The following is a 20,346-nucleotide window of genomic DNA, read 5'->3' on the forward strand; positions in this document are numbered from 1 at the left end:
GATTTCCATGGCTTCTGGAAGTCATCTTTTGAGGTCACTATGGCGACATCGCAATTCGACCTGGAAAAGATAGATGACCCATTTCGCCGTTTCGCGTCGTTCCCTGGTGAAAGGGGCGGGCTGGCTGCTCGCTTCCACCGCCCTGCCCTCCTTTTCCTTTGGCCAGGATGCGCAAAGCGGCGGGCGATTGATCGTCGCCGCCGATTCGGAGCCCAAGAATCTGAACCCCGCCATCGTGGCGTCAAATGGTGTGTTCTTCATCTCCAGCAAAGTGATCGAGCCGCTGGCGGAAGCCTCGTATGATGGAGAGAATGGGTTGACTCCGCGGCTTGCCGTGTCGTGGGCAGGCTCCGATGACGGCCGCAGCGTTACCTTCAAACTGCGGGAAGGCGTGAAATGGCATGACGGCAAGCCCTTTACCTCCGCCGACGTTGCATTCTCGGCGCTGAATGTCTGGAAGACTTTGCAGAACCTCGGACGCCTTGTGTTCGCCAATCTCGACACGGTCGAAACGCCGGACGAGTTGACGGCTGTCTTCCGCTTTTCCAAGCCCACGCCGCTGCAACTGATCCGCAACGCTCTGCCCGTGGTCAGCAGCGTGGTGCCGAAGCACCTTTACGAGGGAACCGACATCGCCGCGAACCCTACCAACACCAGCCCCATCGGCACCGGTCCCTTCCGTTTCGCCGAACACAAGCCGGGTGAATACTATCGCCTGGAGCGCAATGCTGATTACTGGAACAAGGGCGAGCCCAAGCTCGACGAGGTGATCTTCCGCGTGCTGCCGGATCGCGCCGCCGCCGCTTCCGCCCTGGAAGCCGAGGAAATCCAGCTTGCCGCCTTTTCCGCCGTGCCGCTCGCCGACCTCGACCGTATCTCCAGGGTTGCCGGCATCAAGGTCATCACCAAGGGTTACGAAGCGCTGACCTACCAGCTCGTCGTCGAGATCAACCATCGCCGCACGGAACTTGCCGATCTCAAGGTTCGGCAGGCAATCGCCCATGCCATCGACCGGAAATTCGTCGTCGACACCATCTTTCTCGGCTATGCCGCTGCGTCCACGGGGCCGGTTCCGAAGAACGCTCCGGAGTTCTACACCGCGGATGTTCAGACCTATGATTTCGACGTCGGCAAAGCCAATACCCTGCTGGATGAGGCCGGCTATCCGCGCGCCGCAAACGGCATGCGCTTTTCGCTGAAGCTTAGACCTGCGCCCTATTTCAACGAAACTCGGCAGTTCGGCGATTATCTGCGCCAGGCACTCGCCGCGATCGGCATCGACGCCGAACTGGTGAACGCTGACTCTGCCGCCCACCAGAAAGCGGTCTACACGGATCATGACTTCGATCTGGCCGTAGCACCCCCTGTGTTCCGAGGCGACCCGGCGATCTCGACCACAATCCTCGTCCAATCCGGCATTCCCGCAGGTGTTCCCTTCTCCAATCAGGGCGGATATGCCGACGCCGAACTGGATGGCATCATCGAGAAAGCAACCGAGACGGTCGATACCGATGCCCGTACTGCGCTTTACCACACGTTCCAGGAGCGCGTCGCCGCCGACCTGCCGCTCATCAATGTCGCGGAATGGGGCTTCATCACCGTCGCCCGCGACACGGTTCTCAACGTTGCGAGCAATCCGCGCTGGGCTGTTTCCAACTGGGCGGATACGGCGCTTCAATCGTGACGATGTGGATCGCCGTGCATGGGTTTGAATGCACGGCGCTTTCCCGAAGTCTGTCGAACCTCGCGCCGCTTCCCGAAATTGGATTCCGTTCTCCGGGACGATAGGATAGCGTTGTTCATCCCATCGATCGAGCAAGGCCAAGCCCGGCGTGAAGCGTGCAATCCAATTGATCCGACGTCGCGCGATCAGCAGCATTCCGGTACTGCTGGTCATTGTCCTGCTGACGTTTTTCCTGCTCGAATCCGCTTCGGGCGATGCGGTTGACGCCTATCTCGTCTCGATCGGCGGCGGCGATCCTTCGCTCGTGCAATCGCTCCGGCAGAGCTATGGCCTCGACCAGTCGGTCATCGCCCGGCTCTGGCTCTATCTTTCCTCGCTCGCCCGCTTCGATCTCGGCTGGTCGGTTGCCTTCGATCGCCCGGTGTTAGACCTCCTCATCGAGCGGCTCCCGAACACTCTGCTTCTGATGGGCAGTGCCACCACGCTTTCTTTCGGGCTGGGCTCGGCGCTTGGCATTCTCGCCGGCGCGCGGCCGGGCAGCCTGCGTGACAGGCTGTTTTCCACCGTCTCGCTGGTTCTTTATGCCATCCCGAGCTTCTGGCTCGGCCTTATGCTGAGCATCGTATTTTCGGTCGAGCTTCGCTGGCTGCCGACTTCGGGCATCGAAACCATCGCCTCGGGCCGCACCGGCCTTGCGCGCGTCGCCGACATCGCAACGCATCTCGTTCTTCCCGTCGCCACCCTCGCGCTGATCTATCTTGCTCTTTTCTTGCGCGTCATGCGAGCCGGCATGGCGGAAGTCTGGAGGCTCGATTTCGTGCTTTTCGCCCGCGCCCGTGGTCTTTCCCGGGCACGGATCGTGCTGCGCCATGTGGCAAGGAACGCCGTGTTACCGCTCGTCACCATGCTCGGCCTCCGGTCGGCGGCCATGCTGGGTGGCAGCGTGGTGATCGAGAGCATTTTCGCCATACCTGGCTTCGGGCGGTTGGCACAGGAAGCCGTCAGCGGTCGTGACGCCCCCCTGCTGATGGGCATCATTCTGGTTTCCGCCGTTCTCGTGATCCTCATCAACCTGGTGATCGACACGCTCTACGCATGGCTCGACCCACGGGTCGGCGCTTCGGAGACGGCGTCATGAGACTGGCGAGAAGACTGATGGTAACGCCCGAGGGCGCAATCGGCCTCGTCCTTCTGATCCTGCTGGCCGCAGTCGCATCGCTGGCCCCGGTGCTCGCACCGGGAGATCCGCTGCGCATCGCCGGACGCGCCCTCATCACGCCCTTCACCGACCCCGCCTTTCCCCTCGGCACGGACAGGCTCGGCCGCGACGTGTTCTCCGGACTGCTGCATGGAGCACGGACCTCTCTAGCCGTGGGGCTGGCTGCCGCTGCCGCATCTCTCGTCCTCGGGCTCTGCATCGGCCTTGCCGCTGGATTTGCCGGCGGGCTCGTCGACGAAGCTCTCATGCGCGTGGTCGACGCCTTCCAGATCGTTCCCGGTTTTCTGCTGGCGCTTGCCTTCGTCAGCGTCATGGGAGCCTCGATGCCAATTGTCATATTGGCCATCGCGCTCGGCGCCTGGGCGGATCCCGCGCGGCTGACACGCGCCCAGGTTCTTTCGGCGCGTGAACAGGATTATGTCGCCTCGGCCCGCGTCATCGGCATGCACCCCGTCGAAATCGCGCTGAAGGAAATCCTGCCCAATGTCCTGCCGCCGGTGCTCGCCCTCTCTGCAGTCATCGTTGCGGCGGCGATCCTCACCGAGGCGGCCCTTTCCTTTCTGGGGCTCGGCGACCCGAACAGGGTGACCTGGGGATCGATGATCGCCGAAGGCCGGAATGTGCTGCGCTCTTCGCCCTGGCTGTCGATCATTCCGGGGTTCGCCCTCGTCGTCACGGTGATCGCGGTCTATCTGGTTGGAGAAGGGCTCGACAAGGCGCTGAATGGGCGGAAGGTGGGCACGTCATGAACGAAATCCTCTGCGCGGTCCGAAAGCTTTCCGTCACCTATGGAAAGAATGGCGGGCAGGCGACCGCTCTTCATGCTGTTGATCTCGACGTGATCGCCGGCGAGCGGTTGGCGATCATCGGCGAAAGCGGTTCCGGAAAGAGCACGCTTGCCTGCGCGGTTGCCGGGTTATTGCCCGAAGGCGCGCGCATGGAGGGAAAAATCAGCTGGCCGTCCCGCAACACGCCTCCGGTGCCCGGTCGGGACATCGGCTTCGTATTCCAGGACCCAACGGCGAGCCTCAACCCGGTCCTGACCATCGGCGAGCAGATCGCTGAAGGCGCCCGCCAGCATCTCGGGTTCGGGTGGAAGAAAGCCCTCGACAAAGCGCTGGATCTGTTGAACCAGGTCCGTATCCCCCTGCCGGAAAGGGCGCTCGCCGCCTATCCGCATCAGTTTTCCGGCGGGCAACGCCAACGCATCGCAATCGCCGCGGCGATCGCCGCCCGCCCATCCTTTCTGATCGCGGACGAAGCGACCAGCGCGTTGGACATGGTGGTGCAGGCTGAAATCGTTTCGCTGCTCGATGAACTCGTTCGCGAAAACGGGATGACATTGCTCTTCATAACCCACGATCTGGCGCTCGCCTCGGGCTTTGCCGATCGCGTCGCCATCTTCGAGAACGGACATCTGGTCGAGCGCGGCGCGACCCAGACCGTGCTCTATCGTCCGCAGACCGCATACGCCCGAAGCCTGATCGCAAACCATCTCGATCTGGCGTCTCCGCCCCTCCTCAGCGGGAGCCCTCCGCCATGACCCTGCTGACCGTCCAGGAATTGGCGAAGAGCTACATGTCCCATGGCCGCAACGTGACGGCTCTCGACGGCGTGTCCTTCACTCTGACAGAAGGCCAGACGCTCGGTCTCGCCGGTGCCTCAGGCAGCGGAAAATCGACGCTCGCCCGTCTATTGCTGAGGCTTCTCGCAGCCGACGGCGGAGAGGTATGCTTTGCCGGTGAGGACTGGCTCGCATTGTCCGGATCCCGTCTCCGGCAACGTCGGCGAAGCATGCAGATGGTGTTTCAGGATGTGCTTGCCGCCTTCAATCCGCGCGCTACCGTCGCGTCGGTGCTGGACGATCCACTGCGCATTCACGGCATTGTCGACCGTGCCGGGCGGCCGCGCGAGATTGCAACCCTGCTCGAACGCGTCGGCCTGCCGGCCTCCTATGCCGTGCGTTCGATCCGCGAACTTTCCGGTGGCCAGCGCCAGCGCGTGGCAATCGCACGCGCCCTGGCGCCTCGTCCGTCACTGATTGTCCTCGATGAAGCGGTTTCCGCGCTGGACGCCTCGATAAGACGGCGCATCCTCGAACTTCTTGTCGAACTGCAACGGGAGCGTGGCATCGCCTATCTCTTCGTCTCCCATGATCTAGCCGTTCTCAAGGCGGTATCGCACCGGATCGCGGTCATGCATGAGGGCCGTATCGTGGAGACGGGACCGGCCGATGCGGTGATCGACAATCCGCAATCGATGGCGGCGAAGGCGCTCGTCGCCGCCGTCCCCCGGCTCGTTGCCGGCCAAAATTCCAAGCCCGCAACCGACAATCCGTAAGAACGGTGGAAACTCCCTTACAGGGTCACGAGGAAGCGGACACTGACCGCCAGAAGAAACAGGCCGAAGGCAATCTCCAGCTTGCGGCGGGAAAGCGCATGCGCAAGCGTCGCGCCGATCGAGGCGCACAGCACGCTGGTCGGGATGAAGAGTGCCGCGCCGATCAGGGAGACGAAGCCGATGGAGAGTGGAAATTGCAGCGCCATGACATCGGGATACTCTGCGGCGCGACCCCAACCGGCATACATGTAACCGAGCGCGCCGGGCACCGACACCAGCATGCCGACACCCGCTGAAGTGGCGACAGCCTGATGGATGGGGCGGCGATAGAAGGTGAGGAACATGGTGGAAAGCTGCCCGCCGCCAATGCCCATCAGGGACGACAGCACGCCAATCACCACGCCATAGATCTTCATCGGCAGGCTGCCGGGCAGATCGTCGCCCAGACGCCAGCTATCCCGGCCGAACAGCAGGCGTATCGCCGAGAAGCCAGCGACCGCCACGAAGACGGCCTTGAAGATTTCCGGCGAGGCATAGCGCGCAATCACGCTGCCGGCGAGCACGCCCAGAACGATCGGTGTCGCCCAGATACGAAGCACCGAGAGATCGACGGCGCCCTTGCGCTTGTGCGTGAGGAAGGATCGGAACGAAGTCGGGATGATGACCGCAAGCGAGGTGCCGATACAAAGCTGCATGCGAACCGCCTCCGGCACCTCCAGGATTCGGAAAAGTTCGTAGAGGATCGGGACGATGACCGTACCGCCGCCGACGCCGAAAAGGCCGGCCAGCACCCCGGTCAGGGCACCGGCAGCAAGCAGGGCAAGGATGAGAAGGAGAAGATCTCCATAGGGCATGCCGAACATCATGGAATGCGTCTTGAAAAGTGTGATCGGACCGTATCGCCGGAGAAAATACGCGCGCGGGATGAAATTGCCCTTCGCCGTCGCCCGCGATTTTCGGACCGGAACATATCCGCCCCGCAACACATTTCAAGCCGCCTCCCGGGCCAAACGGTTCGGTCCGGAAGGCTCCTTGTCGGCGGGTCCGCCGTTCAGTGGAAGAGCGATGGCAGCCAGAGCGACAGCGCCGGGACGTAGGTCACCAGCATCAGGACAGCGATGCTCGCGCCGAAGAACGGCCAGATGGTTCGCATGGCCTCGCGGATCGATATCCCGCCGACGGCGCATCCGACGAAAAGCACGGTCCCAACAGGCGGCGTATTGAGGCCGATACCGGCATTGAGGATCATCACCACGCCGAAATGCACCGGATCGATGCCGAACGCCTTGACCACCGGCAGAAGCACGGGTGTGGTGATGATGACCAGCGGCGCCATGTCCATGAAAGTCCCGAGCAAGAGCAGGATGATGTTAATCAGGAGGAGCACGACGATCGGATTTTCGGAAATCGCACTGATTGTCGCGACCATGCCCTGCTGCACCTGCAGGAACGCCATGAGCCAGCCGAAAGCGGCGGCCGTGCCGATGACGAGCAGCACCATCGCCGTTGTGCGCACCGCCTGCAGCACTGCCTCGACGAAGCCTTTCCAGTCGAGTTCGCGATAAACGGCAACGGCAACGGCGAAGGCATAGAGCACCGCAATGCAGGAGCTTTCCGTCGCCGTGAAGACGCCTGAACGCACACCGCCGAAGATGATGCCGATCAGCAGCAGTCCGGGCAACGAGGCAAGCAGGTAGTAGCCAAGCTTGCGGAAACCGGGAAAGGGCTCGGAAGGATAGCCGCGCCGCCGTGCAACCACATAGGCGGTCACCATCAACGCGGCGGCAAGAAGGATGCCCGGCACGATGCCCGCAGTAAAAAGGTCCGCCACCGAAACATTGCCGCCTGCGGAGATCGAATAGAGTATCATGTTATGCGACGGGGGGATCATCAGCGCTATGATCGCGGCATTGACCGTGACGTTCACAGCATAGCCGCGGTCATAGCCGCGCGCCGCCATTTGCGGGATCATCAGGCCGCCGACAGCCGACGCATCGGCCACCGCCGAGCCGGAAATGCCGCCGAACAGAGTGGAAGCCACGATGTTGACCTGCCCCAGCCCGCCGCGCAGGTGACCGACAATACCGGCAGCAAAACGAATAAGGCGATTGGCGATGCCGCCCCGGACCATGAGGTCGCCGGCGAAGATGAAGAAGGGAATGGCCATCATGGCGAAGACATTCATGCCCGAATTCATCTGCTGGAAGACGACGATCGGCGGCAGGCCGAGATAGAGCGCGGTGGCGAGAGACGCGATGCCGAGGCAGAATGCGATCGGCATGCCGATCATCATCAGGACCGTGAAGCTACCGAAGAGAATGGTATAGGCCATCACACGGCCTCCTGCACGGCGATGGTGGCGGCAATCTCTTCGCCGATGAAGACGTCGACGAAACGCTCCAGGGCAAAAAGGGCGATCAACAGGCCGCCGGCGATCAGCGGGAAGAAATCGACCCCACCCGGCCATCCGAGCACCGGAATGCGTGCTGTCCATGTCCCTATCGCCAGCAGCGTTCCGTAATAGCTCATGGCCAGCCCGAAAGCGACGATCAGGCCGAGGCTGACAAGATCCATCGCCCTCTGCACCATCCGCGATGCGCCATGGCGGACAAAATCCAGACCGAGATGGACGCTTTCCCGCACCCCGACCGCAGCCCCGAGCAGAATGAACCATGACATGAGTTGCAACGACAGCGGCTCCGACCAACTCGGCGTGTTATTGAGCACGTAACGGGCGAAGATCTGCCAGCCGATAATCAGCGTCATCGCGATCATTCCGGCCCCGGCCAGATAAAGGCACAACAGGCTGAGACTGCCGAGACCCGGCCGAATGGCCTTCATAAAGCGCACCATGATGTTCCTCCAAGACCCGGCGACCGCAGGCCGCTCCTTCCCGATAGACGAAAACGGCCGCCACGTTTTCGAGGCGGCCGGCCGTCGGCTTGTTACTTGACTGCGCGTACGCGCTCGACGAGGTCCTTCATCTTGGGATCGGTGACGAAACGTTCGTAGACCGGCTGCATCGCCGTGACGAACTCCTCCTTGTTGACCTTGATGATCTTGACGCCGGCCGCCTTCACCTTTTCCTCGGAGGCCTTTTCGCGCGCCTGCCAGAGTTCGCGCATTTTCCCGACCGACTCCTTCGCCGCCGCGCGGATCACCTTCTGGTCGTCCGGAGAAAGCTTGTCCCAGCTCATCTTGGAAATGACCAGGATCTCCGGCGTCAGTGAGTGATCGGTCAGCGTGTAGTTCTTGGCGACTTCAAAATGGCGCGACGATTCGTAGGATGGCCAGTTGTTTTCCGCTCCGTCGACCACGCCGGTTTCCAGCGAGGAATAGACCTCTCCGAACGGCATGGGGGTGGGATTGGCTCCGAAGGCTTCCATCATCGCAATCCACAGATCCGACTGCTGCACGCGGATCTTCATGCCCTTGAGGTCAGCGAGTTTCTCGATAGGCTTCTTGGTGGTGTAGAAAGACCGCGCCCCCGAATCGTAGAAGGCAAGTCCGATCAGCCCATGCGGTTCAAATGCCGCAAGCACTTCATCGCCGATCGGCCCGTCAACCACCTTGTGCATGTGATCGACATCCCGAAAAAGGAACGGAAGCCCGAAGACAACGGTTTCCGGAACCAGGTTGTTGAACGGAGCGCTGTTGACACGGTTCATGTCGATCACGCCGAAACGGGTCTGTTCGATCGTGTCCTTCTCGCTGCCGAGCGCCGCATTGTTCATGACCTCGATCTTGATGCGACCGTTGGTGCGTTGGGAAACGAGTTCGCCCATATATTTGACCGCTTCCACGGTCGGATAGCCATCCGGATGGATATCTGCTGATCGCAGCGTCACTTCCTGTGCGAAAAGCGCGCCGGCGCCAAGGGTCAGGCCCATGGCAAAGCTGAGCATTGCGGCAGTCTTCATGTCTTCCTCCTCCTCTTTTCTGAAAATCGCCGCCCCGCAACCTCCCGTCACGGCGAGCAGCAGCCAGGATCGTCAGTCGCTCCCGTCACTGAATGCCGGAAGCGCAAACAGCGCTTCCGGATTATCCACCAGGGCAAGTTGCCGGGCAGGTTCGTCGGCCAGCCAGCCAAGGACGGTATCTGTCAGCGCCGCATCGTCAGGATAATCGGCCTGTTCGCGCGCCAGATTGTGCGGCCAGTTCGTACCCCAGACGATCCGCTCGGGCGCATGTTCCGCCATCATGCGTGCAACCGCCGCCACATCGGCGTAATCGGGGCCACCGGTCTTCGAGGATTCGTAAGCTCCGGCGAACTTGAACCAGCAGTTTCCCCGGTCGATCAGACGCCGGGCGGCCGCCACCTGGGCACTGTCCACGGTCACGCCGCAGAAGAACTTGCCGTGATGGTCGAGGACCCAGCGCGACCTGATCTTCGAAAGCCGCGCCTCGTATTCGAGAATGTTGCTGCCATCGAACTGGACGGCGACCATCCAGTTGCGGCTTGCCGCGATCGCATCGACCTCCTCCAGCTTCGAGAGGCCGATGGCGCCGCCCGGCAGGTCCATGATGCGCAATCCAACCACGCGTGACGCGGCGAGCCGGTCGAGTTCCGCTTCGCTGGTCTGCCCATCGGCGACGCCGACCCCCCAGGCGATATCTCCCAGGGCCTCAACGCAGGCGAGAAGGTTGGCATTGTCACGCTGATGCGCGTTGCCTTGCGTAACGATCACCCTGTCGATGCCAAGCCAGGTCATGACGCGCCGGTATTCCGCAGGCGTCGGAAGAGCCCCGATCGGCAAACCCGGCCCACCTGCGCGCGGCTCGAACCCCGGCATATAGGCATGCATCTGCGTATCGACGGCTCCCCTAGGCAGGGTAATCTGCGGTTCTCGTCCCGTGAGCGTGCGCACCAGCGTCATCAGCCGTCCCTCATGCGGAATTCGGAGAGTGCATCGCGATTGATCTCGATCCCCAGGCCCGGCCCGTTCGGAATCGCGACGACCCCGTTCTGATGTTCGATGGGAGCTTTCACCACCGCTTGCCGGAAAGGATTGTCGGTTCGGTCGAATTCAAGGATCGGCTCGACCGGATTGACACGCACGGGATCAGGCACCATCGCCGCGATGAACTGCAGCACCGCGGCGATATGAACCGCCGTTCCCCAGACATGCGGTACGACCCGCACGCCGTGAAGAGCAGCAAGATCGGCCACCCGCTTTGCCTCCGTAAACCCACCAACGCCAGCGAGGTCCGGCTGCACGATATCGATGGAACGGGTCTCGATCGGCTCCTTCATGCCCCAGCGGCTGTGCCAGGTTTCGCCACCGGCGACCGGCAACGGCTGCCGGGCGCGCACCTCGCGATAGGCGGCGAGTTGCTCCGGCACCACCGGTTCCTCGAACCAGTCGAGGCCGTATTCCGCGGCACGGCGGCCGAATTCAACCGCCTCCAGCACACCGTAGCCGTGGTTGGCATCGGCCATCAGCCGCATCTCCGACCCAGCCGCCTCCCGCGCCGCCCTGATGACACGCAGGTCCTCCTCGATGCCGAAGCCGACCTTGATCTTGGAGGCATGGAAGCCTTGCGAGCGGTAGAGCGCGATGTCGGAAGCGTTGTCTTCCGCGCGATCGACCCCGTCGCGCTTGAAGCTGCCGGTGGCATAGGCCCGCACCGTTTCGCGGAAACGACCGCCAAGCAGCATGGAAACCGGCTGGCCGAGATGTTTGCCCTTGATGTCCCACAGCGCGATATCGATCCCCGACAGCGCCGTGACGGCAAGCCCACGTTGCCCCTGGTCCCGCAGCGCATTATAAAGGACAGCCCAGAGCTTTTCGGTCTCCAGCGGATTGGCGCCCACCAGCCAGGGCGCGTAGGCGGCAACGACGGCCGCATTGGGCCGCGCTGGCCCGAGGCATTCGCCCCACCCCACGGTGCCGTCGTCGCAGACAATTTCAACGAGGATGTGCACACGCCGGTCGAAACGCATCGATGCACTCTGGAAAGGCACCGCCAGCTTATGCTCCAGAAGATGCGTGCGGACCTCGGCGATCTTCATGGTCAGGCTGCCTTGCGCAGATGCGGAGCGATCAGCGCGCAGAGCATGGAAACCTCTTCCTCGCTGAGATCCTTCAGCGGCGGACGCACCGCTCCCGCGGCAAATCCCTGAAGGCGCACGCCGGCCTTGATCGCCGAGACAGCATAACCCTTGCCGCGATTGCGAATCGCCATGAACGGATAGAAGAATTCATTGAGGATGCGCTCGCAGGTCGAACGTTCGCCCGCCCGCAATGCCTTGTAGAACTCCACGGAAAGGCCAGGCACGAAGTTGAATACCGCCGACGAATAAGTGGTAAACCCGGCCCCGAGATAGGCTTCGGCATAGAGTTCTGCCGTCGGCATGCCACCGAGATAGGTCAACCGGTCGCCCATCTTCGCCGTAATTTGTCTGACAAGTGCGATATCCCCGGTACCATCCTTGAAACCGACGAGATTCGGACAGGCATCGCATAGCCGGGCAATCGTATCGGCGTGCAGAACCGCGTTGTCGCGGTTATAGACCATGACGCCAAAGCCGACAGAATCGCAGATCCGCTTCACATGCGCGTAAAGCCCTTCCTGCGGGGCATCGATCAGATAGTGCGGAAGAAGAAGCACGCCATCGGCCCCGACCTTTTCGACCGAGCGGGCAATCTCCACCGCCACTTCCGTGCCATAACCGCATCCGGACACGATCGCTGTCTTTCCGGATGCTTCCTTGGCTGCCGCAACGACCGTCGGGATTTCCTCCGGACGCAGCGAGAAGAATTCGCCGGTGCCTCCGGCAGCGAACAGAACCGGCGCTTCATAGCCTGCAAGCCAGGCGACATGCCGCCGATAGCTCTCGGCTGCAAATTCCCCGCCGGCATCGAAATGCGTGACGGGAAAGGAAAGAAGTCCGGAGCCGAGAGCAGCCTTCAGCGCGGTGGGGTCCATGTTTCGCACATCCTTCGGAAATTTCAGTCTTGGCGGAGTTAAGGACATCTCCACCGACATGTCAACAAACATATATTATAAGTTAGAAGAATCATCAGGTACGCAGGAGAGAAAAGCCCTCGCCAGAATGCCGAAAGCCGGCGCGTCGCGCGTCGGCCCGAACGATTTCCATCTCCTCCGGCGATCCCTCAGCCGAGCAACGCTTCCGCCGCAGCCATCATCAGGGGACCGACGCCTTTTGCATCATCCGTCACCACATCCTCCGTGAGATAATAGGCGGGCGTGCCGTCTCGATAAGGCCCGCCGCTCCAGCTCCCGAGGCCAGCGACCCGACAAATCCCTCCGAAACGTATTTCTCCTTCAGCGTCAGCATACAATCGCTCCGCGATGAGGCGATCATAGGCTTTTCTGCCCGCCGGCGCGAAATCTCCAAGCCCCTGTCGACCGGCGAAGAGAAGGGCGTAACCCAGCATGGCGGAAGCAGAACTTTCCTCGTAGTTGCCGGAAAGATCCGGCACGCAAAGCACCTGCTTCCACAGCCCGGAAGCTTCGGCCTCCCCGGCTATTGCCGCCATGAGCGATGATGTCGGCGGAGCAAGACGCGGATCAGCCGTCAACGCAGAGGAATCGACGAGCGCCATCGCCAGCCATCCGATGGCACGGGCCCATACGGCAGGCGAGCGCCCCGTGGTCCGGTCGGCCCAGGGCTGCTGGCGGGCATCGTCATAGCCGTGCACGTAGAAAATGCCGGATCGCGTCAGTTCAAGGGCCGAGAGCAACTGCCTGATCGCATCTTCAATCAGGCCTGCGTCCCCCATGCGCTGACCGTATTCGATCTGGAAAGGCAGGGCCATGTAGAGTCCATCCAGCCAGACCTGATGGGGATAGACCTTCTTGTGCCAGTAGTTGCCGGTAGAGATCCGCGGATGCCTCGAAAGCTGGCCTGCAAGACTACGGGCGGCAACCATATAGCGGGGGTCTCCGGTCACCGCATCGAGGTGAAAAAGGCAGCGCCCGGCCATGACGTTGTCGATGTTGAACTCATCCGGCGAATAGCCGGCCAATCCGCCATCCGCCGAAATCTGCGACTGTGTCAGACGCAGAAGATGATCCAGCCAGCGGTCCTCGCCTGTCGCCTGATGCAACAGGACCAGACCGCGATAGATGCAGCCATCCTCGTAGCACCACGCACCGCCCTTGTAGTGCCGATAGCGGCGGCAATAACGGTCGAAATAGTCGAATACGCTCATGATGGCTCCGTCGAACGCTCGGCCAGAGGCGCGGCAGTGATGGAAAGGGGAGACATTTCGACGCCGACGACATGCCCAAGGGTGACGTCGGCGTTTTCAGCAAGGACACCCTCATGCCGCATCGGCCGGATATGTTCGGCCATGACCGGCGGTATCGGGATCGCCTCCTCGCGGAAACTTTCGACATGCAGGTTGTCGATTCGAATCTCGGCAAGCGGCGCCTCGGGCAGACCGAGAAAAACCGCGGCGGCGTGCGAGAGGCCGGATATCGCGACGTCGCGGATCTCTATTCCCCGGATATGTGGCGTCCCGGCTCCGACAGTCGCAGTTTTGCGACTTTGCACCCAGTCGTCCCTGCCATCCACATCGCAGTGATAGAAGGCATTTGCGGAGATGGCCGTTTCGACATCACGCATGGCCACGTTATGAAAAACAATATTGCGGACAAAACCGCCCCGGCCCCGCCGGGTCTTCAGCCGAAGCCCCCGGTCCGTACCGACCATTTCGCAGGCCTCGACCGTGACATTTTCGACACCGCCGCTCATCTCCGAACCGATGACCACACCGCCATGCCCACGCTCCATCAGGCAATGCCGCACCACAACTCCGCGGGTCGGACGAAGATGATCGTCCTTGCCGTCCGGGCCTCGCTTGCCAGCCTTGATGGCGATACAATCGTCACCGACCGAGAAGCGGATGCCCTCCAGCAGCACGTCCTCACACATTTCGGGATCGAAGCCGTCCGTGTTGGGACTGTCATGCGGCGCCATGATGTGAAGTCCGACGGCCGTCAGACGGCTGCATCCCTGTGGATGAATGGTCCAGGAGGGTGCGTTGCGGATGGAAAAGCCGAGCAGCAGGACAGCATCGCAATTTACCAAATGCAGGCCGCGGGGCCGGCGCGCGCCATCCCGGGTCCCCTTGGGCCATGTCCACCAATCGCCCCGATCGCCGCCACCATCGAGGAGGCCCGGTCCGGCGATCGTAAGCTCTCGCGCACCGATGGCATGAACGGGTGCGGCAAAACACGCCTCGGGCAGGCCTTCCCAGGAGCCGAGCATATGTCCGGCCGCATCCCGCGCCGGCAGGATCGGCCAGCCTAGACGAGAGGATGGAGCAAGCAGCTGCGATCCCTCGGCAAGCCTGAACACCATCATTGACCGCAACGCCAGCGGCATGGAGAAAAAACGGCCCGGCCCGAGCTCGATCGTTCCGTTTTCCGGCAATTTCGCCACGGCTTCCGCAAGTATACAAGCATTTCCCGCGGCAGCCTGCTCTTCATCGGCAACGAGCCCGGACGGCCGGAACAATCCTCCGCAATCTCTCGTACGGAACGTGAGCGGTGGAAACCCTGCCACCTCAAGCCGCCAGTCTGTGGCCGGATCGAGATCGTGAAGCGCCAGCACCACTTTCTCCGCAAGGCCTTCACGGGCCGCGGTCGCCGTGCCGGGCGCCGTCAACCGCCAGGGAACCGGTGTTTCGAGATGATAGCGGGCGCCGGGCCACTGAAGACGAACGGCAGCGTCCCGCGCGGAGACCGCGATGGCATTCAGCATGGTCATGTTCCATTGATGCCCGGCGGGACATTCCGCCGGGCGGCCAGGGTTAATCGAAAGTCTTCAGCACGTCGTTCGTGCCGTCGATGATCTGCGCGGCAGCCTCGTCGGCGGACAACATGCCGTAGCCATACTCCTCCAGCGTATCGATGAAGTTGGAACGCACCTGCGGATGCTCGTTGAAGGGCGAGACCGAAGGGCCACTCGCGGCGATGACGATATCGTTCGCCGCCTTAACATTGGCATCGACCTTGCCGGCTTTGGCGAGCATCTCCGCCGCGATCCGGGAAGCGGGCAGGCCGCGGCTGTCGCCAAGCGCTGCGATACCCTCGGGCTCGTTCAGCAGGCAGTTGAGGATCTGTGCGGCAGCCTCGGGATGCTTGGAATTCCGTGAGATGGAAAACACCATGGAGGGACGCCGATAAACCCCGTCCGTCACAGCATCGGCGAAACGGATCATCGGCCGCGGTTCGAGCTTCTGCCCGTCTTTCAGGGGATCGGCATATTTCGAATAGGTCGAATCCCATTCATAGGACCCGGCAATCCTGCCGTCTGCCCATGCCGGCTTTTCAAAGAGATTAACGCTGCCCTCGCCCGCTTCCTTTTCGATGGACTGCACCGTCCCCGTCTTGACGAGCTGCCCGTAGAATTCGATGCCGGCGGCCAGTTCCTGCGGCGTCCAAGCGACCCGGTTGATCGACGGATCGACCATATCCTTGCCGGTCTTCTGGACGACAGCGAGCGTCACCAGAAGCTGGGCGGTTTCCTTGACCGCGTTGAAGGCAAAGGCATCGGCTCCGAGCTTTTCCTTGATGACGGGAGAGACGGCCATCAGTTCGTCCCAAGACTTCGGCACTGCGACACCGATCTTGTCGAATGTCGTTGTATTGAAGAAGAAAACGCGACCGGTCGTCGAAACCGGGATACCATTGATCTTGCCGCCGATGGTCGTGGTTGCCAACGCCTCAGGGGACCATTGGCCAAGGTCCAGCGCCGAAAGGCTCTTGAGATCGACAAAACCGGTTCCATCACGCGAGAAGAGCGGCAACCACGGCCAGTTGACCTGAATGATGTCCGCCTCCGTGCCACCCGCCATCTGGGTGGTGAGCTTTTCGAGGTAACCGTCGAAACCGGTGAATTCAGCGGCAATCTTATGGCCGTGCTTCGCGCCGCAGGCCTCCAGCGCCTTCTGCGTTGCCACGTGGCGGCTCTCTCCTCCCCACCAGGACATGCGAAGGCTTTCGGCACGCGCAGTGCCGGAAAGCGCCGTTGCGGCAATCAGGGCCGCTGTCGTCATCAGTCGTCTCATGTTTTCCTCCCTCAAGGTCAGGCATTTGCGCCCAGCGAAACGTTCTGACCGCTCCCACGGTCGAACACATACATCCACTCCGCATCGGGCCTCATCCGGATGCGGTCGTCAGCGCGGCTTGTCGCCTCGAACTCGTCGGCTCCGACGACGGCAACAAGCTGCCGGCCGCCGAGCGAGACATGCAGGTAGACTTCGTGCCCCATGAATTCGACATTGGTCAGCCGCGTATCGAAGGCCGGCACGCCATCCCCGGAGACGATCTTGAGATGCTGCGGGCGAAAGCCAAGCACCGCATCCTGGGGGCGCGCGCTCATGCGGGCAGAAAGCGATGGCCCGATCGGCAGCGTCTGTCCTTCGCCATGAAACCCGTCGCCATCGAGCTGCCCTTCCAACAGGTTCATCTCGGGACTGCCGATGAAGCCCGCGACAAAAAGATTGGCGGGTCGGCTGTAAAGCTCCTTCGGTGTTGCCACCTGCATGATGCGGCCCGCCTGCATGACGCAGATGCGGTCGCCCATGGTCATCGCTTCCGTCTGGTCATGGGTGACGTAGACCACGGTCGAGGCAAGACCGTCTGCCTTAAGCCGCCGGTGCAGATCGGTGATGCGCACCCGCATCGAGGCGCGCAGCTTGGCGTCGAGATTGGAGAGAGGCTCGTCGAAAAGAAACACACTCGGCTTCTTGATGAGGGCGCGTCCGAGCGCCACGCGCTGGGCCTGCCCCCCGGAAAGCTGCTTGGGCAGCCGGTCGAGCAGCGGTTCGATCTCGAGGATCCTCGCCACTTCCTCGGTGGCCACCGCGATCTCCGCCTTGGATTTGCCGGCGAGCCTCAGGCCGAAGGCGAGATTGCCTCGGACCTTCATGTGCGGATAAAGCGCATAGTTCTGGAAAACCATGGCAATTGACCGCTTGCCGGGCGGCAGTTCGTTGACCACCCGATCGCCAATGCGGATCTCGCCGCCGGAGATATCCTCGAGACCGGCGATCATGCGCAGCGTGGTCGACTTCGCGCAGCCGGACGGACCCACCAGCACCATGAACTCGCCTTCCGCCACATCGAGGTCGATCCCGTGCACCGCCTTGAAGCCGCCATAGACCTTCTCGAGATTTTTCAGTTGAACGCGTGCCATGATTATCCCTTGATCCCGCCGGCGGAGATCCCTTCGATGAAATACTTTTGAGCCATGAAGAACACGACCAGCGCGGGCGTCAGCGTCAGCACGGACATCGCCAGGATCTGGTTCCAATCAAAGGCTTCGGTTGTGTCGATCGACAGCTTGAGCGCAAGGCTCACCGGGTATTTGTCGACCGAGGAGAGATAGATCAGCGGTCCGAGAAAATCGTTCATCGTCCACATGAACTGGAACAGGCAGACCGAAATCAGCGCCGGCGCGAGCATCGGCACGACGACATAGGCGAGCGTCTGGATGGAATTCGCCCCGTCGACGCGCGCGGCCTCTTCCGTATCCCGAGGGATCGAACGGAGGAATTGCACGAGCATGAAGATGAAGAATGCATCGCCCGCCAGCGCGGAAGGCACCCACAGCGGCAGAAAACTGTCGAGCCAGCCGAGATCGCGAAAGAGAATATACTGCGGAATGCGCGTCACCACATTCGGCAGGAGCAGGATCGCGATGACGGAGCCGAACAGGATTTTCTTGCCCGGAAAGTCGAAGCGCGCGAAGCCGTAGGCAACCAACGTGCAGGAAATCGCGGTACCCGCCATCTTCGGGAGCACGATCAGGAAACTGTTCAGGAAAAAACGGCCGAACGTGTAGGGCGTGGATGTCTGCCAACCCTTCACATAACCGTCGACGGTCGGGTTTTCCGGCCAGAAACCCGGGCTCGAAAAGATCTCCGCATTCGTTTTAAACGATGCGCCGACCAGCCAAATCAACGGATAGAGCATGACGAGCCCGACCACGAACAGCAGCAGATAGCGGGCGGCGGCGGAAAATCCTTGCATTCGTTCGCGACGCCTTACCATGTCGCCGGAAGAACGCGCCTGTGCCGGAGAAGAGGTAGCTGCATGCATGTCCATGGCTCAACTCCTCTTGTCGCCGGCATAGAAGACCCATTTCTTCGACGACCAGAAGGCAGCGAGGGTCAGCAGCATGATAATCAGGAAAAGCACCCAGGCGATCGCCGAGGCGTAACCCATGTTGAAGCGGCGGAAAGCTTCGTCGTAAATGTAGAGCGGGAGAAGATAGGTCGACTTCAACGGACCGCCGCCGGTGATGATGTAGGGACCGTTGAACTCCTGAAAAGCCTGGACCATCTGCATCACAAGGTTGAAGAAGATGACCGGTGTGATGAGGGGAATGGTGATGAAGATGAAGCTATGGAACTTCGAGGCCCCGTCGATCGCCGCTGCCTCGTAGAGCGACTTGTCGATCGACTGTAGAGCGGCAAGAAATATCACCATGGCCGAGCCGAACTGCCAGCATCTGAGCAGCGTGATCGTGAAAAGCGCATTCTGCGGATCGCCAAACCAGTTGACCGGCTCAAAGCCCAGCGCCGCCAGCAGCATGTTGACGAGCCCGTTGGTCGCGAAGACGTAACGCCACAGCACGGCAATCGCGATCGAGCCTCCCAGGATGGAGGGGACATAAAATGCAGTCCGGAAGAAGTTGATGAACTTCAGCCGGTAATTCAGGATGTATGCGACGAAGAGCGCGAAGGCGAGCTTCAGCGGCACCGTCAGGAAAACATAGATCAGCGTCACCGAAAGCGAACGGCGAAAGGTTCTGTCCCCGGTGAAGAGCTCCACATAGTTCTTCAAACCCGTCCAGCGCGGCGCGCTCATCAGGTTGTAGTCCGTGAAGCTCATATAGAACGACGCCATGAACGGGATCGCCGTGAAAACGAGGAGACCCGCGATATACGGCGAAAGATAAGCGAGCCCGAGCACGCGTTGGCGGTTCACGGCTGCCCCCCGGCGCCGTGAGATACTACGGTAATGTACAAAATTCTCTCCTCCCAGAGCCGAAGTCCAACCGCTTCCGTGCCTGTTCGGCAAGGATTGCGGATGCCCTTATTTGCACGTTTCCTCCGTCCCATCCGGTTTTATCAACCAGCTTTCGTGTTATCCTATGAAAAGACCGTGAATGACAGAATTGACAAAGGCGGGGAAAAAGATGGACGAAATCGAAGGTGGCATTCTGTCGAGTATTCCGCCCGGCGCGCTGACCCTGACCCTGACACGCGCCACCATTCGAATGCAGCATTCGCGGACGTGGCGCATCGACAAGGAAAACCCCGTGGACGACCTTCTCATATGCCTCGAGGGTCGCGGAGAATATCTGATCGACGGCGAGCGCTTTTCTCTGTCCCCCGGCGAGTCGATGCTCATTCCGCGCAACAGCCGCTTCATTGGGTGGAACGAAGGCCGGCAGACCTACATCGGTATCGCGCAGCATTTTACGCTCGACATTTATGGCCGGCACGATCTTCTCGCTCAGATGAAACTGAGACCCAAGGTCAGGCTCTCCCGCTGGCCTCTGCTGGAACCGCTGGTAAGGCACTACCGACAGAGCGCTCCGCCAAGCTCGGTCACGCTCGCCCAGCATCACCTCTTCATGTATCTCCTGATCTCCCATGTGGAGGACGCCTTCGAGAACTGGCGCGACACCGCAACCTACCAGCCGGAGGGAAGCGATGCGATGGACCTGGCGGTCATGAAGGTTGCCTCGCAGATCGCAGCAGCGCCGCTCGACCCCGACATCGCCGAGACCGCTGTGGCCTCCGCTCCCTACAATCGCGATTATTTCCTGCGGGAATTTCAGAAACGGGTCGGTCGTACGCCCCGCAAATATCAGGAACTCCAGCGCATGGAACGGGCCATGCACCTGCTGGAGACCGGCATCAACGTCTCCGCGGCCGCGGCCGAAGTCGGCTATGCCGATCCCTATTATTTCTCCCGCATGTTCAAGCGCATCGTCGGGATGAGTCCACGCGATCACATCGAGAAGGTACGCCGCAGTCGCGACGGCACCTTGCTGCATCTGGACGAGCCGGAACAGGCAGCCCGTCTCGCCCGGCGCGAGGCGGTCTGATAC

General features: G+C 61.5%; 19 protein-coding genes. 6 read left to right on the plus strand and 13 right to left on the minus strand.

Annotation, left to right across the window (positions count from 1 at the left end):
* Window positions 1-73 precede the first annotated feature (73 nt).
* From ACLBKR_RS16015 to ACLBKR_RS16035, 5 genes are all read left to right on the plus strand, one after another.
* Window positions 74-1,684 (plus strand): ABC transporter substrate-binding protein, encoded by a 1,611-nt coding sequence (locus ACLBKR_RS16015; protein ID WP_113339358.1) that lies wholly within the window; start codon window positions 74-76, stop codon window positions 1,682-1,684.
* 148 nt (window positions 1,685-1,832) lie between these two features.
* Window positions 1,833-2,822 carry an ABC transporter permease gene (locus ACLBKR_RS16020; protein ID WP_113339359.1) on the plus strand — a complete coding sequence of 330 codons (990 nt, stop codon included), beginning with the start codon at window positions 1,833-1,835 and terminating at the stop codon, window positions 2,820-2,822.
* The gene (locus tag ACLBKR_RS16025) at window positions 2,819-3,652 is read left to right on the plus strand and encodes an ABC transporter permease (RefSeq protein ID WP_113339360.1); all 834 of its coding nucleotides are present in this window, start codon (window positions 2,819-2,821) and stop codon (window positions 3,650-3,652) included. Before ACLBKR_RS16020 ends, ACLBKR_RS16025 begins: the two co-directional genes overlap by 4 nt.
* Window positions 3,649-4,446, plus strand: coding sequence for an ATP-binding cassette domain-containing protein (locus ACLBKR_RS16030; RefSeq protein ID WP_414899647.1), 798 nt, complete (start codon window positions 3,649-3,651; stop codon window positions 4,444-4,446). Before ACLBKR_RS16025 ends, ACLBKR_RS16030 begins: the two co-directional genes overlap by 4 nt.
* Window positions 4,443-5,243 carry an ABC transporter ATP-binding protein gene (locus ACLBKR_RS16035; protein WP_113457401.1) on the plus strand — a complete coding sequence of 267 codons (801 nt, stop codon included), beginning with the start codon at window positions 4,443-4,445 and terminating at the stop codon, window positions 5,241-5,243. Before ACLBKR_RS16030 ends, ACLBKR_RS16035 begins: the two co-directional genes overlap by 4 nt.
* A gap of 17 nt (window positions 5,244-5,260) precedes the next feature.
* On the opposite strand, the gene ACLBKR_RS16040 is transcribed toward ACLBKR_RS16035, so the two are convergent.
* The 13 genes from ACLBKR_RS16040 to ACLBKR_RS16100 all read right to left on the minus strand — a co-directional run bounded on the left by ACLBKR_RS16040 (window position 5,261) and on the right by ACLBKR_RS16100 (window position 19,214).
* Window positions 5,261-6,109: a sulfite exporter TauE/SafE family protein gene (locus tag ACLBKR_RS16040; RefSeq protein WP_113457423.1), complete on the minus strand. Its 849-nt coding sequence runs from the start codon at window positions 6,107-6,109 to the stop codon at window positions 5,261-5,263.
* 185 nt (window positions 6,110-6,294) lie between these two features.
* Entirely contained in the window at window positions 6,295-7,575 is a 1,281-nt protein-coding gene (locus ACLBKR_RS16045; RefSeq protein WP_113339363.1) for a TRAP transporter large permease, read from the minus strand.
* Window positions 7,575-8,096 carry a TRAP transporter small permease gene (locus ACLBKR_RS16050; RefSeq protein WP_112829487.1) on the minus strand — a complete coding sequence of 174 codons (522 nt, stop codon included), beginning with the start codon at window positions 8,094-8,096 and terminating at the stop codon, window positions 7,575-7,577. Before ACLBKR_RS16050 ends, ACLBKR_RS16045 begins: the two co-directional genes overlap by 1 nt.
* A gap of 92 nt (window positions 8,097-8,188) precedes the next feature.
* Complete coding sequence (locus ACLBKR_RS16055; RefSeq protein ID WP_112829486.1) at window positions 8,189-9,163, minus strand: TRAP transporter substrate-binding protein; 975 nt, start codon at window positions 9,161-9,163, stop codon at window positions 8,189-8,191.
* Window positions 9,164-9,235: 72 nt separating this feature from the next.
* Window positions 9,236-10,120: an amidohydrolase family protein gene (locus tag ACLBKR_RS16060; protein ID WP_414899651.1), complete on the minus strand. Its 885-nt coding sequence runs from the start codon at window positions 10,118-10,120 to the stop codon at window positions 9,236-9,238.
* Window positions 10,120-11,256, minus strand: a complete 1,137-nt coding sequence (locus ACLBKR_RS16065; protein ID WP_414899653.1) for a mandelate racemase/muconate lactonizing enzyme family protein — start codon at window positions 11,254-11,256, stop codon at window positions 10,120-10,122. Before ACLBKR_RS16065 ends, ACLBKR_RS16060 begins: the two co-directional genes overlap by 1 nt.
* A 2-nt stretch (window positions 11,257-11,258) precedes the next feature.
* The gene (gene kdgD, locus ACLBKR_RS16070) at window positions 11,259-12,173 is read right to left on the minus strand and encodes a 5-dehydro-4-deoxyglucarate dehydratase (protein WP_414899655.1); all 915 of its coding nucleotides are present in this window, start codon (window positions 12,171-12,173) and stop codon (window positions 11,259-11,261) included.
* A 188-nt stretch (window positions 12,174-12,361) separates the two neighbouring features.
* Window positions 12,362-13,423 (minus strand): glycoside hydrolase family 88/105 protein, encoded by a 1,062-nt coding sequence (locus ACLBKR_RS16075; protein WP_414899657.1) that lies wholly within the window; start codon window positions 13,421-13,423, stop codon window positions 12,362-12,364.
* Window positions 13,420-14,979, minus strand: a complete 1,560-nt coding sequence (locus ACLBKR_RS16080; RefSeq protein WP_414899659.1) for a glycoside hydrolase family 28 protein — start codon at window positions 14,977-14,979, stop codon at window positions 13,420-13,422. The genes ACLBKR_RS16075 and ACLBKR_RS16080 overlap by 4 nt, the downstream gene beginning before the upstream one ends.
* A 49-nt stretch (window positions 14,980-15,028) precedes the next feature.
* On the minus strand, window positions 15,029-16,288 hold the full coding sequence (locus ACLBKR_RS16085) for an ABC transporter substrate-binding protein (protein WP_113486330.1): 1,260 nt from the start codon (window positions 16,286-16,288) through the stop codon (window positions 15,029-15,031).
* 17 nt (window positions 16,289-16,305) lie between these two features.
* The gene (locus ACLBKR_RS16090) at window positions 16,306-17,418 is read right to left on the minus strand and encodes a sn-glycerol-3-phosphate ABC transporter ATP-binding protein UgpC (protein WP_113448639.1); all 1,113 of its coding nucleotides are present in this window, start codon (window positions 17,416-17,418) and stop codon (window positions 16,306-16,308) included.
* A 2-nt stretch (window positions 17,419-17,420) separates the two neighbouring features.
* Complete coding sequence (locus ACLBKR_RS16095; protein WP_113486373.1) at window positions 17,421-18,275, minus strand: carbohydrate ABC transporter permease; 855 nt, start codon at window positions 18,273-18,275, stop codon at window positions 17,421-17,423.
* Between the two features lie 57 nt (window positions 18,276-18,332).
* Window positions 18,333-19,214 carry a carbohydrate ABC transporter permease gene (locus ACLBKR_RS16100; protein WP_113339371.1) on the minus strand — a complete coding sequence of 294 codons (882 nt, stop codon included), beginning with the start codon at window positions 19,212-19,214 and terminating at the stop codon, window positions 18,333-18,335.
* Window positions 19,215-19,425: 211 nt separating this feature from the next.
* Between ACLBKR_RS16100 and ACLBKR_RS16105 the strand changes: the two genes are divergently transcribed.
* Entirely contained in the window at window positions 19,426-20,343 is a 918-nt protein-coding gene (locus tag ACLBKR_RS16105) for a helix-turn-helix domain-containing protein (RefSeq protein WP_113339372.1), read from the plus strand.
* The last annotated feature ends 3 nt before the right edge of the window (window positions 20,344-20,346 follow it).

It is taken from the genome of Paenirhizobium cremeum (assembly GCF_047553425.1).
In the GTDB taxonomy this organism is placed as follows: Bacteria; Pseudomonadota; Alphaproteobacteria; order Rhizobiales; family Rhizobiaceae; genus Allorhizobium; species Allorhizobium cremeum.